The following is a 13786-nucleotide window of genomic DNA, read 5'->3' on the forward strand; positions in this document are numbered from 1 at the left end:
CTTCCAAAAAATATGAATTGACCTGACGCCCCCCAGACGCCACTTGCAACGCCTATCTTGTGTAGCACGGCGCCGCGGCAAGCGGAGATGCTCTCGCGATAAGGCGTTGCGGCCCATTAAGGAGATGATTGTGCGGCTTTCTGATGTCCATGGCGGGGCGCGTCTGGCGCTGGCGCTTGTGCTGACCGCGGCCTGCCTGTCGCAGGCGCGGGCCCAGGAGACGAACGAGCAATCCATCGAACGCCGCGTCGACGCGCTGCTCCGGCAGATGACCCTGGAGGAGAAGGTCGGCCAGCTCAACCTCGTCTCCCACGGCCCGCCGCTGCGCTGGGAGGACATCTCGGAAGGCAGGGCCGGCGCCCTGCTCAACTTCAACAGCGCCCAGGACGTGGCCCGGGCCCAGGAGCTGGTGCGTCAGAGCCGCCTCAAGATCCCGCCGCTCTTCGGCCTCGACGTGCTGCACGGCTTCCGCACGCAGTTTCCGCTTCCCTTGGGCGAAGCGGCGGCCTTCAGCCCGCGGGTCTCGCGGCTCGCCTCCGAATGGGCCGCGAAGGAAGCGGCTTATGTAGGCGTGAACTGGACCTTCGCGCCCATGGCGGACCTGTCCCGCGACAGCCGCTGGGGCCGCATCGTCGAGGGATTCGGAGAGGATCCCTATCTGGGCTCGGTCCTGACCGCAGCCCGCGTGGAGGGCTTCCGCAAGGGTGGCGTCGCCGCCGCGACCAAGCATTTCGCAGGCTACGGCGCCCCGCAGGGCGGGCGCGACTACGACACCACCTACATCCCGCGCGCGGAGATGTACGACACCTACCTGCCGCCGTTCCGGGCTGCGGTGGAGGCAGGCTCGGCGAGCTTCATGGCCGCCTTCAACGCACTCAACGGCGAGCCCTCGACCGCCAATCCCTGGCTGCTCACCGACGTGCTGCGCAAGCAATGGGGCTTTACCGGCTTCGTCACCTCGGACTGGGTGGGCATCGGCGAGCTCATCAACCACGGCATCGCAGCGGACGGGGCGGAGGCCGCGCGCAAGGCGATCCTCGCCGGCGTCGACATGGACATGATGGGCCAGCTCTACATCAAGCACCTGCCCGACGAGGTGCGCGCCGGCCGGGTGCCGGAGAGCGTGATCGACGAGTCGGTGCGCCGCGTGCTGCGCACGAAGTTCCGCATGGGCCTGTTCGACCGCCCCAGCATCGATCCGACGCGGACGGATGCGGCCTTCCCGACGACGGAATCGCGCCAGGTGGCCCGCGAGGTCGCCCGCGAGACCTTCGTGCTGCTGCAGAACCGCGGCGACGTGCTGCCGCTCCCGGCGGGCATCCGCTCGATTGCGGTCGTCGGCCCGCTCGCCGACGCGCCGCACGACCAGATGGGCCCGCATGCCGCCCGCGGCCACAAGGAGGACAGCGTCACGATCCTCGAGGGCATCCGCCGCCGGGCGCAGGGTGCCGGCATCGCCGTGCGCCACGCGCCGGCCTGCGACCTGTTCTGCCGCAACACGGAAGGGCTGCCCGCCGCCCTCGACGCGGTCCGGCAGTCGGATGTGGCGATCGCCGTCTTCGGCGAGCCGCAGGAGCTTTCCGGCGAGGCAGCCTCCCGCGCCCATCTCGAACTCAACGGCCGTCAGATCGAGGTGCTGGAGGAGCTCGCGAAAACCGGCAAGCCCATCGCCCTCGTCCTGATGGGCGGCCGGCCGCAGGTGCTGGGGCCGGTGGCCGAGCGTATCCCCGCGATCCTCATGGCCTGGTATCCGGGCACCGAGGGCGGGCCTGCCGTCGCCGACGTGCTGTTCGGCGACGTGAGCCCGAGCGGCAAGCTGCCGCTCACCTGGCCGCGCGCCACGGGACAGCTGCCGCTCTACTACAACCGTCTCCCCACCGGGCGCCCGACGAAGCCGGACAACCGCTTCACCCTGCAATACATCGACGAGGCGATCACGCCGCTCTATCCCTTCGGCTGGGGCCTGAGCTACACGCAGTTCGCCTATGCCGATGCCGCGATCGCGCGAAGGCAGCTCGACCAGGGCCAGGCGCTGGAGGTGTCGGTCAGCGTGAAGAACGTCGGATCGCGGGAGGGCCAGGAGGTGGTGCAGCTCTACACCCGCGATCCCGTGGCAAGCCGCAGCCGGCCCTTGCGCGAGCTGAAGGCCTTCGAGAAGATCGCCCTCAAGCCCGGCGAGACGAAGCGCGTGACCCTGCGCGTGCCGGTGGAGTCGCTGGGCTTCCATCTCGATGACGGCACCTATCTCGTCGAGGCGGGCGCCATCCAGGTCTTCGTCGGCGGCTCCTCGCTGGCCGAACAGGTCGGCGAGGCGGAGATCGTCAGGACCTTCCGCATCCCGCCCATGGAACGCCGCGCCGCCGCCTCGACGAGCGTGGCGCAGTAGCGGAGTGCTGCTTGCCTCCTTCGTGGGCGGCGTGCCGGGTGGGCAGGCGGCGCGATTCCCGAACGCGCAGGAAACCCGGCCACGCGGAACATCGGCCGAGGCTTGGCGGTTCATCTTCCACACAACCGGAGGACGTTCCATGCCGCATATCAGCCGTCGCCCCGTGGAGACCATGGCCCGGTTCGGCTATGGCGCGCGAGGGGTGGTGTACGGCCTCGTCGGCGGCCTGGCGCTCCTGGCCGCCATCGGCTCGGGCGGCCAGACCGGCGGCAGCCGCAACGCCCTTCAGACCCTGCTGACGCAGCCCTTCGGCAAGGTGTGGCTCGTCCTCATCGCCCTCGGCCTGTTCGGCTTCTGCGCCTGGCGCATCCTGGAGGCGCTCACCGACGCCGACAACCGCGGATCCGACATGAAGGGATGGGCTATCCGCGGGGCGCATCTCGTGAGCGGATTCATCTATGCGGGCTTGGCCCTCTTCGCCCTCAACCTCGCCCTCGGACGCAGTTCCGGAGGCGGCGGCGAGGACCAGGCCGCCCGGGACTGGACGGCCTGGCTCATGAGCCAGCCCTTCGGCCAGTGGCTGGTGGGCCTGGTGGGCCTCGCCGTCGCCGGCACGGGCCTGGCCTTCATCGTGAAGGCGTGGCGCGGGCGGGTGGCCGACCGTCTCTCCCTGCCGGCCGAAAAGAGGCACTGGATCTGCACCATCGGCCGCATGGGCTTTGCCGCCCGCGGCGTCGTGTTCCTGATGATCGGCGGGTTCGTGGGGCTTGCCGCCCTGCACGCCTCCTCCTCGGAGGTTCGCGGCCTCGGCGGAGCGATGGAAGCCCTCCAGCGGCAGCCCTATGGCTGGGTGCTCCTGGCGCTCACGGCGCTGGGCCTCTTCGCCTTCGGCCTCTTCGGCCTCATCCAGGCCCGCTACCGTCGCATCGACGCGCCCGACCTCGACGATGCGAAAGCGGCCGTAGCGCAGATGGGACGGTAGGCGGATTGCTGGAAAACTGGCGATCCCGGGAAGACTCGAACTTCCGACCTTCGGTTTAGGAAACCGCTGCTCTGTCCTGCTGAGCTACGGGACCGCTGGAGAGGTGGGATTTAGCACGGTCCCCGGGGTCATTCCAGAGGGTTGCGGCACTGGGCGGCACATAAGCGAGGGGCTGAGGAGTTCTGCCGAACACCGTCAAGGAACTCCCCGTGGCTCGGCCGGTTGGTGATGGCAACCGGAGGCATATCATGGCGCTGACCCTGGGCGATTTCCTGAAACAGGTCGAGAACCTTCCGCGCGACACCCTGCTCTGCGTGGCCGAGGTGGACGAGGCGTTTGCCGCCCATGTGGAGGAGGTCGAGATCGTCGAGGATGCAAGGCTCCAGAACCGCAAGGCGGAGGGCACGGAAGCCGTCGAACTCGGCAATGGCAGCCAGCGCGTCGTGGTGATCCGCTGGTAGGGCTGGGGGCCCACGCTTTTCCTGCCGATCTTGGCCGCAACGATTTGAGCCCCGTCCGATTGACTTGCCGGAGCGGCGTTCCTGGCCAAGCGTTTTTCGCAGGCCGAGCCGGCGCTCATCCGCGGCCCGAAAAACCAGTCAGGATCTCACCATGACGAAAAACATCCCAGGCTCCCGCACCAATCCGGAAGGCATCCCGCAGGAGGGCCATGGCGGCTCGAACCAGCGCGGCACTCAAGCCAAACAGGGCAAGGACGGCAACGGCGCCCAGAAGCGGCAGCAGGAGAAGAAATCATGAGCAGCACCGGCAACCGCAGCAACCCGAACGAGACCCGCGTCTCCGGCCACCGGAAGCACGAGGAGGCTCATGGAAAGGCCGGCGGCCGGCCCGAGACCGGCAGGCAGGGCGGGGCGACCCACCAGGAGAGCCGCGACCACAACAAGCACAACAACCCAGGCCAGAGCGGGCACAAGCCGCAGCAGCACAGCCCCTCCCAGGAAAAGCATTGACCCCCGCGATCCGAGCGTAGCCGTTTCGCCTAAAGCCGGTATGATCCCGTCTCATGACGGGATCAGCCCTCCGCATCATCGGCGCCTGCGGCCTCGGACTGGCCCTGGCGCTTTCCTGGCCGCCTGCCAGGGCCGCCTGCCAGGCAGAAGCCCAGGGCGACCGGCTGCAGGGCCTCAGCCCCGAGGGCGACCTGATCCTGGCCTCGGGTCGGGCAGCCCGGCTGGCGGGCCTCCGGCTGCCGGAGGCCCCGCCTTTCCGCGATGAAGCCATGGCCTGGCTGCGGGCCCAATCCGACAAGCCTGTGCAGGTGCAGGTCATTGGCCGTCCCGACCGTTGGGACAGGCTGCCCGTCCGCATTCTTCCAGCCGACGGCGGAACGGTGCCGCCCGACTGGGCCGGCCATCTGGTCCAGGCGGGGCTCGCCATGGTCGATGCCGGCCCTGACGACGTGTTCTGCCGTCCCGACCTGCTCCCTCTGGAGGCCTTGGCCCGCGAACGACGCCTTGGTCTTTGGACCGAGGACCGCTATAAGCCCCTCGATGTGAATCAATCCGAGCGCCTGCAGGAGCGGACCGGCACCTTCGTGCTGGTCGAGGGCCGGGTCAGGAGCATCGGCGAGCGCAAGCAGCGCACCTACTTGAACTTCGGGGGGCACTGGGCAGAAGACTTCACGATCATCATCCCGAGGAAAGCCTGGAGGCAGATGCTGGACCGCGGCTGGAGCGCCGGAGCGCTCAAGGGCCGGCGGATCAGGGCCCGAGGCATTTTGCAGTCTTGGCAGGGAACAGCTTTCTCCGTTGTCATACCGGATATGATCGAGCGTCTTGAGGACGACCGTCTGCCACGATGAACGCGCATGAGCACAGCTTTTTGCAGAGGTAGCGTCAGGATCTTCGGCGGCGTCATGCTCGCAGCCTTCCTTGCGGGCTGCTCCGGCTTCGGCGGAGACCTGTCGCTGCCGGCCGACGCGCCGCGGGTGATCGGCCCCGACCGGGACCGGGATCATGTGCGCCTGGTGCGGGCCTTCGGCGGCGAGGGGCGCGCGCCCCAGCTCCAGCAGCTCCTCACCGAGGTGACGAACCGGCTCGTCATGGCCACCGACCGGCCGGACGAGGCCTTCCAGGTCACGATCCTCAACTCCCCGGTCATCAACGCCTTCGCCCTGCCGAACGGACGCCTCTATGTCACCCGCGGGCTGCTGGCGCTGGCCAACGACACCTCCGAGGTGGCCGCCGTGCTCTCGCACGAGATCGCGCACGTCACCCTGCGCCATGCCTCCCAGCGCAGCGAGCTGCAGGCGCGCTCGAACCTGATCGAGCGCGTGGCCGAGAACGTGCTCAACGATGCCGAGGAGGCGGCGATGGCCCAGAACCAGGCGCGCTCGGCCCTGGCGAGTTTCTCGCGCGCCCAGGAACTCGAGGCCGACCAGATGGGCGTCAAGGTTCTGGCCCGCGCCGGTTTCGATCCTTTCGGCGCTCCCCGCTTCCTGACTGCCCTGGGACGCTCCGGCACGAGCCCGGACACCTCCACGGCCGACCGGGATGCCTCCCACCCGCGCACCAACGACCGGGTGGCCCGGGCCCTGCAGGCGGCCCGGCGCACGGAGATCGCCGGCACGGGCGAGACCGGCCGGCTGGCCTACCTGACGGCCCTCGACGGGCTCGCCTATGGCGACGATCCTGCCGACGGTGTGGTGAAGGGGCGTCGCTTCATCCATTCCCGCCTCGGGGTCGCCTTCGAAGCGCCCGAGGGCTTCGCCCTCGAGAACACCTCCCAGGCCGTGCTGGGGTCCTCGGCGGATGGCGAACGGCGCCTGCTCTTCGATGCCGCCGACACGCCGGACGGGCAGAGCCTGGAGGACGTGCTGCGCTCCACCTGGACGGACACCATCGAGCCCGGAACCCTCGCCACCGGCACGGTGAACGGCCTTCCCGTGGTGACCGCCCTGTCCAACGGCAAGGAATGGACCTTCCGCCTCTCGGCCATCCGGATCGGCAGCACCACCTACCGACTCATCATGGCGACCCGCGGCAACAGGGGCGACCTGGAATCCATCTTCCAGCAGACCCTGAACAGCGTCCGTCAGGTCCAGCCCGAGGAGGCGCGGCGGATCAGGCCCCTGAAGCTGCAGATCGTCACCGCGCAGCGGGGCGACACGCCCCAGAGCCTGGCGGCGCGCATGCCGGTCGACCGGCCGCTGGAGCGTTTCCTGCTCCTCAACGGCCTCGACCGCAATGCAGCCCTGAAGGTCGGCGAGCGCTACAAGATCGTCGTGGAATAGGCGCGGCCCTTCCCGCCGTCAAAAGCGGATCGACGAGACGGTGGCCGCCTCGCCGATGTCGTACTTGCCTGTGGATGCGAAACCGGGACGACTTACACGAAGGCCCCGGTCGCCTGCGGATATCGCTCCACGAGAGCGCGCTTGAGCTTCTCCAGGGCGCGGTTCTCGATCTGGCGGACGCGCTCCTTGGAGATGCCGAGCCGGTCGCCGAGGAATTCGAGCGTTACCTGCTCGTCGTCGAGGCGGCGGGCCCGCAGGATGCGAAGCTCACGCTCGTTGAGAACCTCGAGGGCCTGCTGCAGCCAGCGCACCCGGCGCTCGGTGTCGATGGTGTCGGTGACGCTCTCGTCGGGCAGCGGGCTCGAATCCACCAGGAATTCCACGCGCTCGGCGGAGTTCGACGGGTCGGCGTCGAGAACCGGCGCGTTGAGGGAAGTGTCGGGTGCGGACAGGCGGGCATCCATGAGCGCCACGTCGGCCTTGGAGACGCCGATCGCCTCGGCGATCTTCTCATGCACCTCGGCCGAGATGCGGTCCTCGCCGCCGCGGGTGAGGCGGGCGCGCAGGCGCCGCAGATTGAAGAAAAGGGCCTTCTGGGCGGAACTCGTGCCACCGCGGACGATTGACCAGTTGCGAAGGATGTAGTCCTGCACGGAAGCGCGGATCCACCAGGTCGCATAGGTCGAGAACCGAACCTCGCGCTCGGGCTCGAAGCGGGCCGCGGCCTCGAGGAGGCCCACATGGCCTTCCTGAACGAGATCGGCCATCGGCAGGCCGTAATGACGGAAGCGGGCTGCCAGCGCGATGACAAGGCGCATATGGGCAGCGGTCAACTGATGAAGCGCAGCCTCGTCCCGATGCTCCTTCCAGCGCAAAGCAAGCTGGTGCTCCTCTTCTCTTTCGAGAAAAGGTGCATTCATGGCAGCTCGGACGAACCGGCGGCGAACCCCTGAGATCTCTCCCATTGTGTGCTCTCCCTTGGCAGAGACACAACGAGCGAGGCCGCAAAAAGTTCACGGGGAACAGCCAAGTTCTGCAAAATAGATTCCGGCCGGGGGAAAACAAGGCGTCGGGCAACAAAAAAGCCCGGCGCAGGGCCGGGCTCTTGTAGGGCGCGACCGAAGGGACGCGATCAGGCGGCTTCTTCCTGGAGATCGTCGCCCTCGGCGTCGCCGTCCGCGTTCTTGGCGCGGCGCGGGGACTTCGCAAGGCTCTGCTCGATCAGCTTCAGGGCCTCCGTGTCGGTGATCTTGTTCACCGCCGAGATCTCGCGCACGACCCGGTCGAGGGCGGATTCATAAAGCTGGCGCTCGCTGTAGGACTGCTCGGGCTGGGCCTCGGAGCGGTAGAGGTCGCGCACGACTTCCGCAACGGCGATCAGGTCGCCGGAATTGATCTTGGCCTCGTATTCCTGGGCGCGGCGCGACCACATGGTGCGCTTCACGCGGGCACGACCCGTCAGAACATCCAAAGCCTTCTGGACCAGAGCCGGTTCGGCGAGCTTGCGCATGCCCACGCTGGCAGCTTTCGCGGTCGGTACCCGCAGGACCATCTTGTCCTTGTCGAAGGAGACGACGTACAGCTCCAGTTTGAACCCCGCGATTTCCTGCTCCTCGATAGCCGTGATGCGGCCGACACCGTGAGCGGGATAAACGATCGCTTCACCGGACTTGAACCCAAGACGCTGGGCGGACTTCTTGGCGGTTGTCATGCGAGAGAGGCCTCCTTGCATGGTCCTCGCCTGGCGGCGAGGGAGCTGTGGTTATCCTGGGCAGGGTCCCAGGAGAACGAGGATCGATGTGAGCGCCACGGAACTTGACTATTCCGCTCGTCTCCCTGATGTAAGCCAGCAGCTGAACACGCTCATGCCCTTGACTTAAGGGGGCGAGGCTCCCTTAAGTCAAAGGACGCGAATCTTTGCTTCATTATGTGAACCGCCGATCTGCGGAGACGGTGCACGGCTTGAGCGCAAGCGACGGCATTCACGGACCCTATCACAGTCCGGCCGAAAAAGCAAAAATATTTCAAGGCAAAGCGTAAAGGGGCGGCGTACGCCACCCTCGGCTTCAGTCGCCCTCGCCGGGATTGGGCGAGAAATAGGTCTCGTACTTGCCCGCCACGCCGTCGAACTCCTTGGCGTCCGAGGGCGGCTCCTTCTTGACGGTGATGTTGGGCCAGCTCTTGGCCATGTCGGCGTTGAGCTTCAGCCACATCTCGAGCCCCGGTTCCGCATCCGGCTTGATCGCCTCGGCCGGGCATTCCGGCTCGCAGACGCCGCAATCGATGCACTCGTCCGGGTGGATCACGAGCATGTTCTCGCCCTCGTAGAAGCAGTCGACCGGGCACACCTCCACGCAGTCCATGTATTTGCACTTGATGCAATTTTCAGTGACGACGTAGGTCATGAACGGTCCTTCGAGGGTCTGTTCGGGAACGTGGACTATGCCGCCGCTCTAGCCGTTGTCGAGGTCGCTGACAAGCGGTCCGTTATCCTGGTTGAGATGGGCGTAGAGCAGCCTTGCTTCCGTTGCAGGGCCGCGGCGCTCGCCGAGCCCCTCGATCCGGACCACGAGGGTGGTCCGGGGCAGCGCCACGGTCACCACGTCGCCGACGGCCACGGACTTGGCGGCATTGTCGGTGCGCAGGCCGTTGAGCCGGACATAACCGCCGGTGACCAGCTTGGCGGCGAGCGTCCGGGTCTTCGCGAAACGCGCGAACCACAGCCACTTGTCGAGTCGCTGCCGGTCCTCGCGCATCCGCTTCAATCCCTCACTTCTTGCCGTCCTCAAGCTGAGCCTTGAGGGCCATGAGCTTGGCGAAGGGCGAGTTGGGGTCCGGCTGCTTCTCACGCCGCTCGTGGCCGCCGCCATGGCGGTTGTCGGCGCGCTTGTCGGGACGGGGCCCGCGGCGATCCTCCCCGCGGCGGCCATCCCCATGATTGGGGCCGCGCGGCGGGCGGTTCTGCGGCCGCCCTCCCTCCCCTTGCGCCTCGCGGCGCTCCGGGCGCGGACGGCGTTCGCCGGCCTGACCCTCCTGGGCTTCGCCCTGGCGGGGGCGCCGGTCGCCCCGGTTCGGCCGCTCGCCGCGCTCGTGACGGCCGCCCCGGGCCTCGCGGCCGTGGCGGGCCTGGCCGCCCTCGTGATGGCGGCGGCCCTGGCGCCAGACCTCGATGGTCTCGGGCTCGGCCGGAGCGGTCTCGGCAGAGGCTTCGGCCGGAGCCTCCGCCGGTGCCAGAGCCTGGCCCTCCGGGGAAGCCACCGCCTCGGCGGCGCTGGCCTCGATCTCCTGCGCAGGGAGGGAAGCCTCGGGAGCCTCGGCGGCAACGGCACCAGTTTCCTCGGAGCCCAAGGCGGCCTCGGCCGGCTCGGCAGCCGGGGCTTCCTCGGACGGAGCCGCCCCCTCGCCTTCCGCGGGCGCGGCTTGCGGCGCGACAGCCTGCGGGGCCTGAACGAGCGGCACGGTGATGGCCGGGCCCGGCCGGCGCTCCATGACGTAGCCAAGCGATTTCAGGATCGTGGCGAAATCCTCGCCCGCGCAGCCGACGAGGGACGTCATGGCGACGGTGGGGACGAAGCCCTCGCCATCGGCCGCGCCCGGAGGCGGCTCGCCCGGCGTGATGCCGGGGCGATAGGCGATGGCGGGACGGATCAGGTCGGCCAGACGCTCGAGGATGTCGACGCGCACGGCGCGGCCGCCCAGAACCCGGAAGCCCGCGGCGCGGTAGAGCCCGTGGGCGATCTCGGGATCGACCGGAATCGAGGTACGGCCTGATTGGGCGAGATGGGCGATCTCGTCGATGCCCTTCTGGTCGAGGCCGCCGTTCTGCAGGGCCCAGAGCTGGGTGGCGAGCACCCGGGGCGCCGGCTTCAGCAAGGCCGGCAGGTAGAGGTGATAGGCCCCGAAGCGCACGCCGGCCTTGCGCAGAGCCGCGCGGGCCTCCTGATCGAGGCTGCGGACCTCGTTGAGGACCTTGGCGCGCTCCAGCACGCCGAGCGCCTCTCCGATCTGGAAGCCGATGCCGCGGGCAAGGCCCTGCAGCTCCTGGCTGTCCTCGAGCTGCAGGAGGGGGCCGAGCAGGCGCACCACATAGGCCTTGAGCCAGGCGCGCAGGCGGTTGTCCACCTTGTCGCGGGCGGGGCCCGTCAGATGCTCGTCCGAGAGGATGCGCAGGCGCGGCTCGAACAGCTTGTCGCCCGGCTCGAGCTTCGCCACCGGGTCGCCCATCCACCGGACGGTGCCGTCGTTGGACAGCACGAGCATGGCGTCGGGGGTCTCGGCGAACCGGTCCGCCCGCGCCTCGATCTCGCCGGCCAGCGCCTTGCTGGCGGCGTTGCGCAGGGTCTTGGCCTCCGTGGTGTCGGCCTGGGGATCGGGCACGAAATGGAAGCCGTGCAGGTGACCGATATGCTGCCCCTCGACGGTGACGTCGCCGGTGGTCGTAATTTCCGCTTCGAGCATCTTGTTCTCTCTCAAGCGCCGCATGAGAACGCTCGTCCGCCGGTCGATGAACCTTTGGGCGAGGCGTTCATGGAGCGCATCCGATAGCTTGTCCTCTACCTGACGCGCAACATCCTGCCAATGCTCCGGATCCTTCAGCCAGTCGGGACGGTTGGCGACGAAGGACCAGGTGCGGACCTGGGCGATGCGGTTGGAGAGGGTGTCGATATCCCCGTCGGTCCGGTCCATGGCGGACAAGTGGCGGGCGAACCAGTCGGCGGGAATGGCCCCGTCCTTCATGAGGAAACGGTAGAGCTGGCCCACGAGATCCGCATGGGTCTGAGGCGAAACCTTGCGGTAGTCCGGCACCTGGCACATCTGCCAGAGCCGCTCCACCGCAAAGGGGGAGCGGGCCATCCCCTGGATGTCGTCCTCCCGCGCCAGAACCTCCAGGGCCGCGACGTCCTCGCCCGTGGGTGCCCGCACCAGGCCGTGCTCCCGCGGCTGGATTCCCAGCGAATCGCGCAGGCGCGCCAGGGTGGAGAAGTCGAGGTCCGGGTTGCGCCACTGCAGGATGCGCACCGGGTCGAAGACGTGGTTTTCCAGCGCCTCGACGGTTTCGGCATCGAAGGGCGGGCAGCGGCCCGTGGAGCCGAAGGTGCCGTCACGCATGTAGCGGCCGGCGCGGCCGGCGATCTGGGCGAGTTCCGGGTTGTTGAGCTTGCGGAACTGGAACCCGTCGAACTTCTTGTCGGACGCGAAGGCCACATGGTCCACGTCGAGGTTGAGGCCCATGCCGATGGCATCGGTGGCGATCAGGTAATCCACGTCGCCGTTCTGGAAGAGCTCGACCTGGGCGTTGCGGGTCCGGGGCGACAGCGCCCCGAGCACCACCGCCGCGCCGCCGCTCTGGCGGCGGATGAGCTCGGCGATGCCGTAGACCTCCTCCGCCGAGAAGGCGACGATGGCCGAGCGGCGGGGCAGGCGCGAGACCTTCTTCTCGCCGGCGAAGGAGAGCTTCGACAGGCGCGGGCGGGTGACCACATGGACGCCGGGGATGAGCGCCTCGACCAGCGGGCGCATGGTGGCCGAGCCGATCAGCAGGGTCTCCTCGCGTCCGCGCTGGTTGAGCACCCGGTCGGTGAACACATGGCCCCGGTCGAGGTCGGCGGCGAGCTGGATCTCGTCCACGGCCACGAAGGCGAGGTCGAGGTCCCGCGGCATCGCCTCGACGGTGGAGATCCAGTAGCGCGGCCGGTCCGGCTTGATCTTCTCCTCGCCGGTGATGAGGGCGACGTTGTGGGGACCTGCCTTCTCCACCACGCGGTTGTAGACCTCGCGGGCGAGCAGGCGCAGGGGCAGGCCGATCATCCCGCTGTCGTGGCCGAGCATGCGCTCGATGGCGAGGTGGGTCTTGCCGGTATTGGTGGGGCCGAGCACGGCGGTGACGCCGCGCGCACGCGCCTGCGGGGGAAGGGAACGACGGGCCATGCCTGGATGTCGGGTAATCGGTGAACGTCCCGGAAAAACGAGAGGCTTGACGGGCCGGATGCCGGAGCCGGGAGCCTTCTTGACAAGGCAGCCTGGCCCTCGCGGTCGGCTGCGGGCTATCCCCTTATATGGAGGCGAGTGCCGCTTTCGCTACCCGTAGCGGACGCTTTCGCCCAGCATTTTCAGGGCTTATCGGAGGGCGCCGGCCTTGATGGCCTCGTCCGCCCGCACAGCCCGGCGCATCGGCGCGGACGCCTTCCCGTCCCCTTCCAGCGACCAGAGCGAAGCCTGCATCTCGCCCACACCGATCATGGTGCGCACCGAAACCTTCAGGGGGAAGAGCAGCCGCGGCCCCTCGACGGGGGCGAGCCAGACGGACATGTCCCGGTTCTCCTGCATGAACTTGGTGGCCGGGCGCTCGGTCCGGTGACCCGAGATCGGCACGTAGCGGGCGTTGCAGACGAGGACCGGGCCGGAATAGCCGGGCACCTCCACGCTCTTCGTCTCCCCATAGGTGAGCACCACGTTCATCCGGGAGGCGCCGTCGAAGACCGGGATGGTGCGGTTGCAGTTAACCGGATCGGTCAGGGGCTTAGCCTCGAGCGCCGGCATGATGAGCGCGCTCATGGGATCGACCACGCCCTTCTTGTCGGCCGGCTTGACCGGAACCCGGTCGGGCTTGGGCTCGAGAGGCGGATCGATCTCCACCTCGGCCACTTGGCCGCCCTTCAGGCCCATGCGGACGCTGCGCTGGTTCTCGGATGTTTTCGACAGGACGGCGAACCTCGTCGAGCGCGGCGCCGCTCCCGCGAGGGTGCCGGATGCGCTCGCCTCGCCCCTGCCCCCGGTGAGGATCATGGCGAGGCCCGTCAGCTTCGCATGCCCCTGCATCTCGTAGCGGGAGCCCTTGAAGGACGACACGAGGTCGGCCTTCCCGAGGGGCAGGCCGGCCAGGGAGAGGTCATAGCTCACCTTGAGGGTCTGGGCCTGCGCAAGCGAGGCCGTTCCGGCAAAGGCCAAGGTGACGAGAGCTGAGGCGATGAAGCGCATAGGGCTGTCCCGATAGTCTATTCCGTTGCATCGCACGAGATTCAGAATAAATCATGACCATGGGCTTGCAAAAAAACGTGATGCGGCGGCGGGCTATTCTTGACGCACGCCCCCTTTTCGGCCTATAGGCTCGCACCTTCCAAGGACTTCTGGTGTCCGGCCGCGCGGGATCTGCGATCCGCAAACC

Annotated in this window: 13 protein-coding genes and 1 tRNA gene; 7 read left to right on the forward strand and 7 right to left on the reverse strand. The window is 68.2% G+C overall.

Going from position 1 to position 13786, the window contains the following annotated elements; translation table 11 throughout:
* Window positions 1–124: 124 nt before the first annotated feature.
* Both GR303_RS09945 and GR303_RS09950 read left to right on the forward strand, forming a co-directional pair.
* Window positions 125–2386 (forward strand): glycoside hydrolase family 3 N-terminal domain-containing protein, encoded by a 2262-nt coding sequence (locus GR303_RS09945; RefSeq protein WP_201752008.1) that lies wholly within the window; start codon window positions 125–127, stop codon window positions 2384–2386.
* A gap of 139 nt (window positions 2387–2525) precedes the next feature.
* Window positions 2526–3368, forward strand: coding sequence for a DUF1206 domain-containing protein (locus GR303_RS09950; RefSeq protein ID WP_161722088.1), 843 nt, complete (start codon window positions 2526–2528; stop codon window positions 3366–3368).
* A 17-nt stretch (window positions 3369–3385) separates the two neighbouring features.
* On the opposite strand, the gene GR303_RS09955 is transcribed toward GR303_RS09950, so the two are convergent.
* Window positions 3386–3462: transfer RNA gene (locus GR303_RS09955), tRNA-Arg, on the reverse strand.
* Between the two features lie 154 nt (window positions 3463–3616).
* On the opposite strand from GR303_RS09955, the gene GR303_RS09960 reads away from it, so the two are divergent.
* The 5 genes from GR303_RS09960 (at window position 3617) to GR303_RS09980 (ending at window position 6621) form a co-directional block, all read left to right on the forward strand.
* Window positions 3617–3829 (forward strand): sugar phosphorylase, encoded by a 213-nt coding sequence (locus GR303_RS09960; RefSeq protein WP_161722087.1) that lies wholly within the window; start codon window positions 3617–3619, stop codon window positions 3827–3829.
* A 151-nt stretch (window positions 3830–3980) separates the two neighbouring features.
* On the forward strand, window positions 3981–4127 hold the full coding sequence (locus GR303_RS09965; RefSeq protein ID WP_161722086.1) for a hypothetical protein: 147 nt from the start codon (window positions 3981–3983) through the stop codon (window positions 4125–4127).
* Window positions 4124–4339 carry a hypothetical protein gene (locus GR303_RS09970; RefSeq protein ID WP_161722085.1) on the forward strand — a complete coding sequence of 72 codons (216 nt, stop codon included), beginning with the start codon at window positions 4124–4126 and terminating at the stop codon, window positions 4337–4339. Before GR303_RS09965 ends, GR303_RS09970 begins: the two co-directional genes overlap by 4 nt.
* A 53-nt stretch (window positions 4340–4392) precedes the next feature.
* Complete coding sequence (locus GR303_RS09975; RefSeq protein WP_161722084.1) at window positions 4393–5190, forward strand: thermonuclease family protein; 798 nt, start codon at window positions 4393–4395, stop codon at window positions 5188–5190.
* A 54-nt stretch (window positions 5191–5244) separates the two neighbouring features.
* The gene (locus GR303_RS09980; RefSeq protein WP_246726432.1) at window positions 5245–6621 is read left to right on the forward strand and encodes a M48 family metalloprotease; all 1377 of its coding nucleotides are present in this window, start codon (window positions 5245–5247) and stop codon (window positions 6619–6621) included.
* Window positions 6622–6713: 92 nt separating this feature from the next.
* Here the strand turns inward: GR303_RS09980 and GR303_RS09985 are convergent, their stop codons facing one another.
* The 6 genes from GR303_RS09985 to GR303_RS10010 form a co-directional block, all read right to left on the reverse strand.
* The gene (locus GR303_RS09985) at window positions 6714–7586 is read right to left on the reverse strand and encodes an RNA polymerase factor sigma-32 (protein ID WP_161722082.1); all 873 of its coding nucleotides are present in this window, start codon (window positions 7584–7586) and stop codon (window positions 6714–6716) included.
* 167 nt (window positions 7587–7753) lie between these two features.
* Window positions 7754–8332 carry a CarD family transcriptional regulator gene (locus GR303_RS09990; RefSeq protein ID WP_161722081.1) on the reverse strand — a complete coding sequence of 193 codons (579 nt, stop codon included), beginning with the start codon at window positions 8330–8332 and terminating at the stop codon, window positions 7754–7756.
* Between the two features lie 355 nt (window positions 8333–8687).
* Entirely contained in the window at window positions 8688–9026 is a 339-nt protein-coding gene (fdxA, locus tag GR303_RS09995) for a ferredoxin FdxA (protein ID WP_161722080.1), read from the reverse strand.
* A 48-nt stretch (window positions 9027–9074) separates the two neighbouring features.
* Complete coding sequence (locus GR303_RS10000; protein WP_161722296.1) at window positions 9075–9377, reverse strand: RNA-binding S4 domain-containing protein; 303 nt, start codon at window positions 9375–9377, stop codon at window positions 9075–9077.
* Between the two features lie 13 nt (window positions 9378–9390).
* A complete protein-coding gene (locus tag GR303_RS10005) occupies window positions 9391–12549 on the reverse strand; it encodes a helicase-related protein (protein WP_161722079.1) in 3159 nt (1052 codons plus the stop codon).
* A gap of 189 nt (window positions 12550–12738) precedes the next feature.
* Complete coding sequence (locus GR303_RS10010; protein ID WP_161722078.1) at window positions 12739–13599, reverse strand: DUF3108 domain-containing protein; 861 nt, start codon at window positions 13597–13599, stop codon at window positions 12739–12741.
* Window positions 13600–13786 lie beyond the last annotated feature (187 nt).

Source organism: Microvirga arsenatis (assembly GCF_009910705.1).
Taxonomy (GTDB): domain Bacteria; phylum Pseudomonadota; class Alphaproteobacteria; order Rhizobiales; family Beijerinckiaceae; genus Microvirga; species Microvirga arsenatis.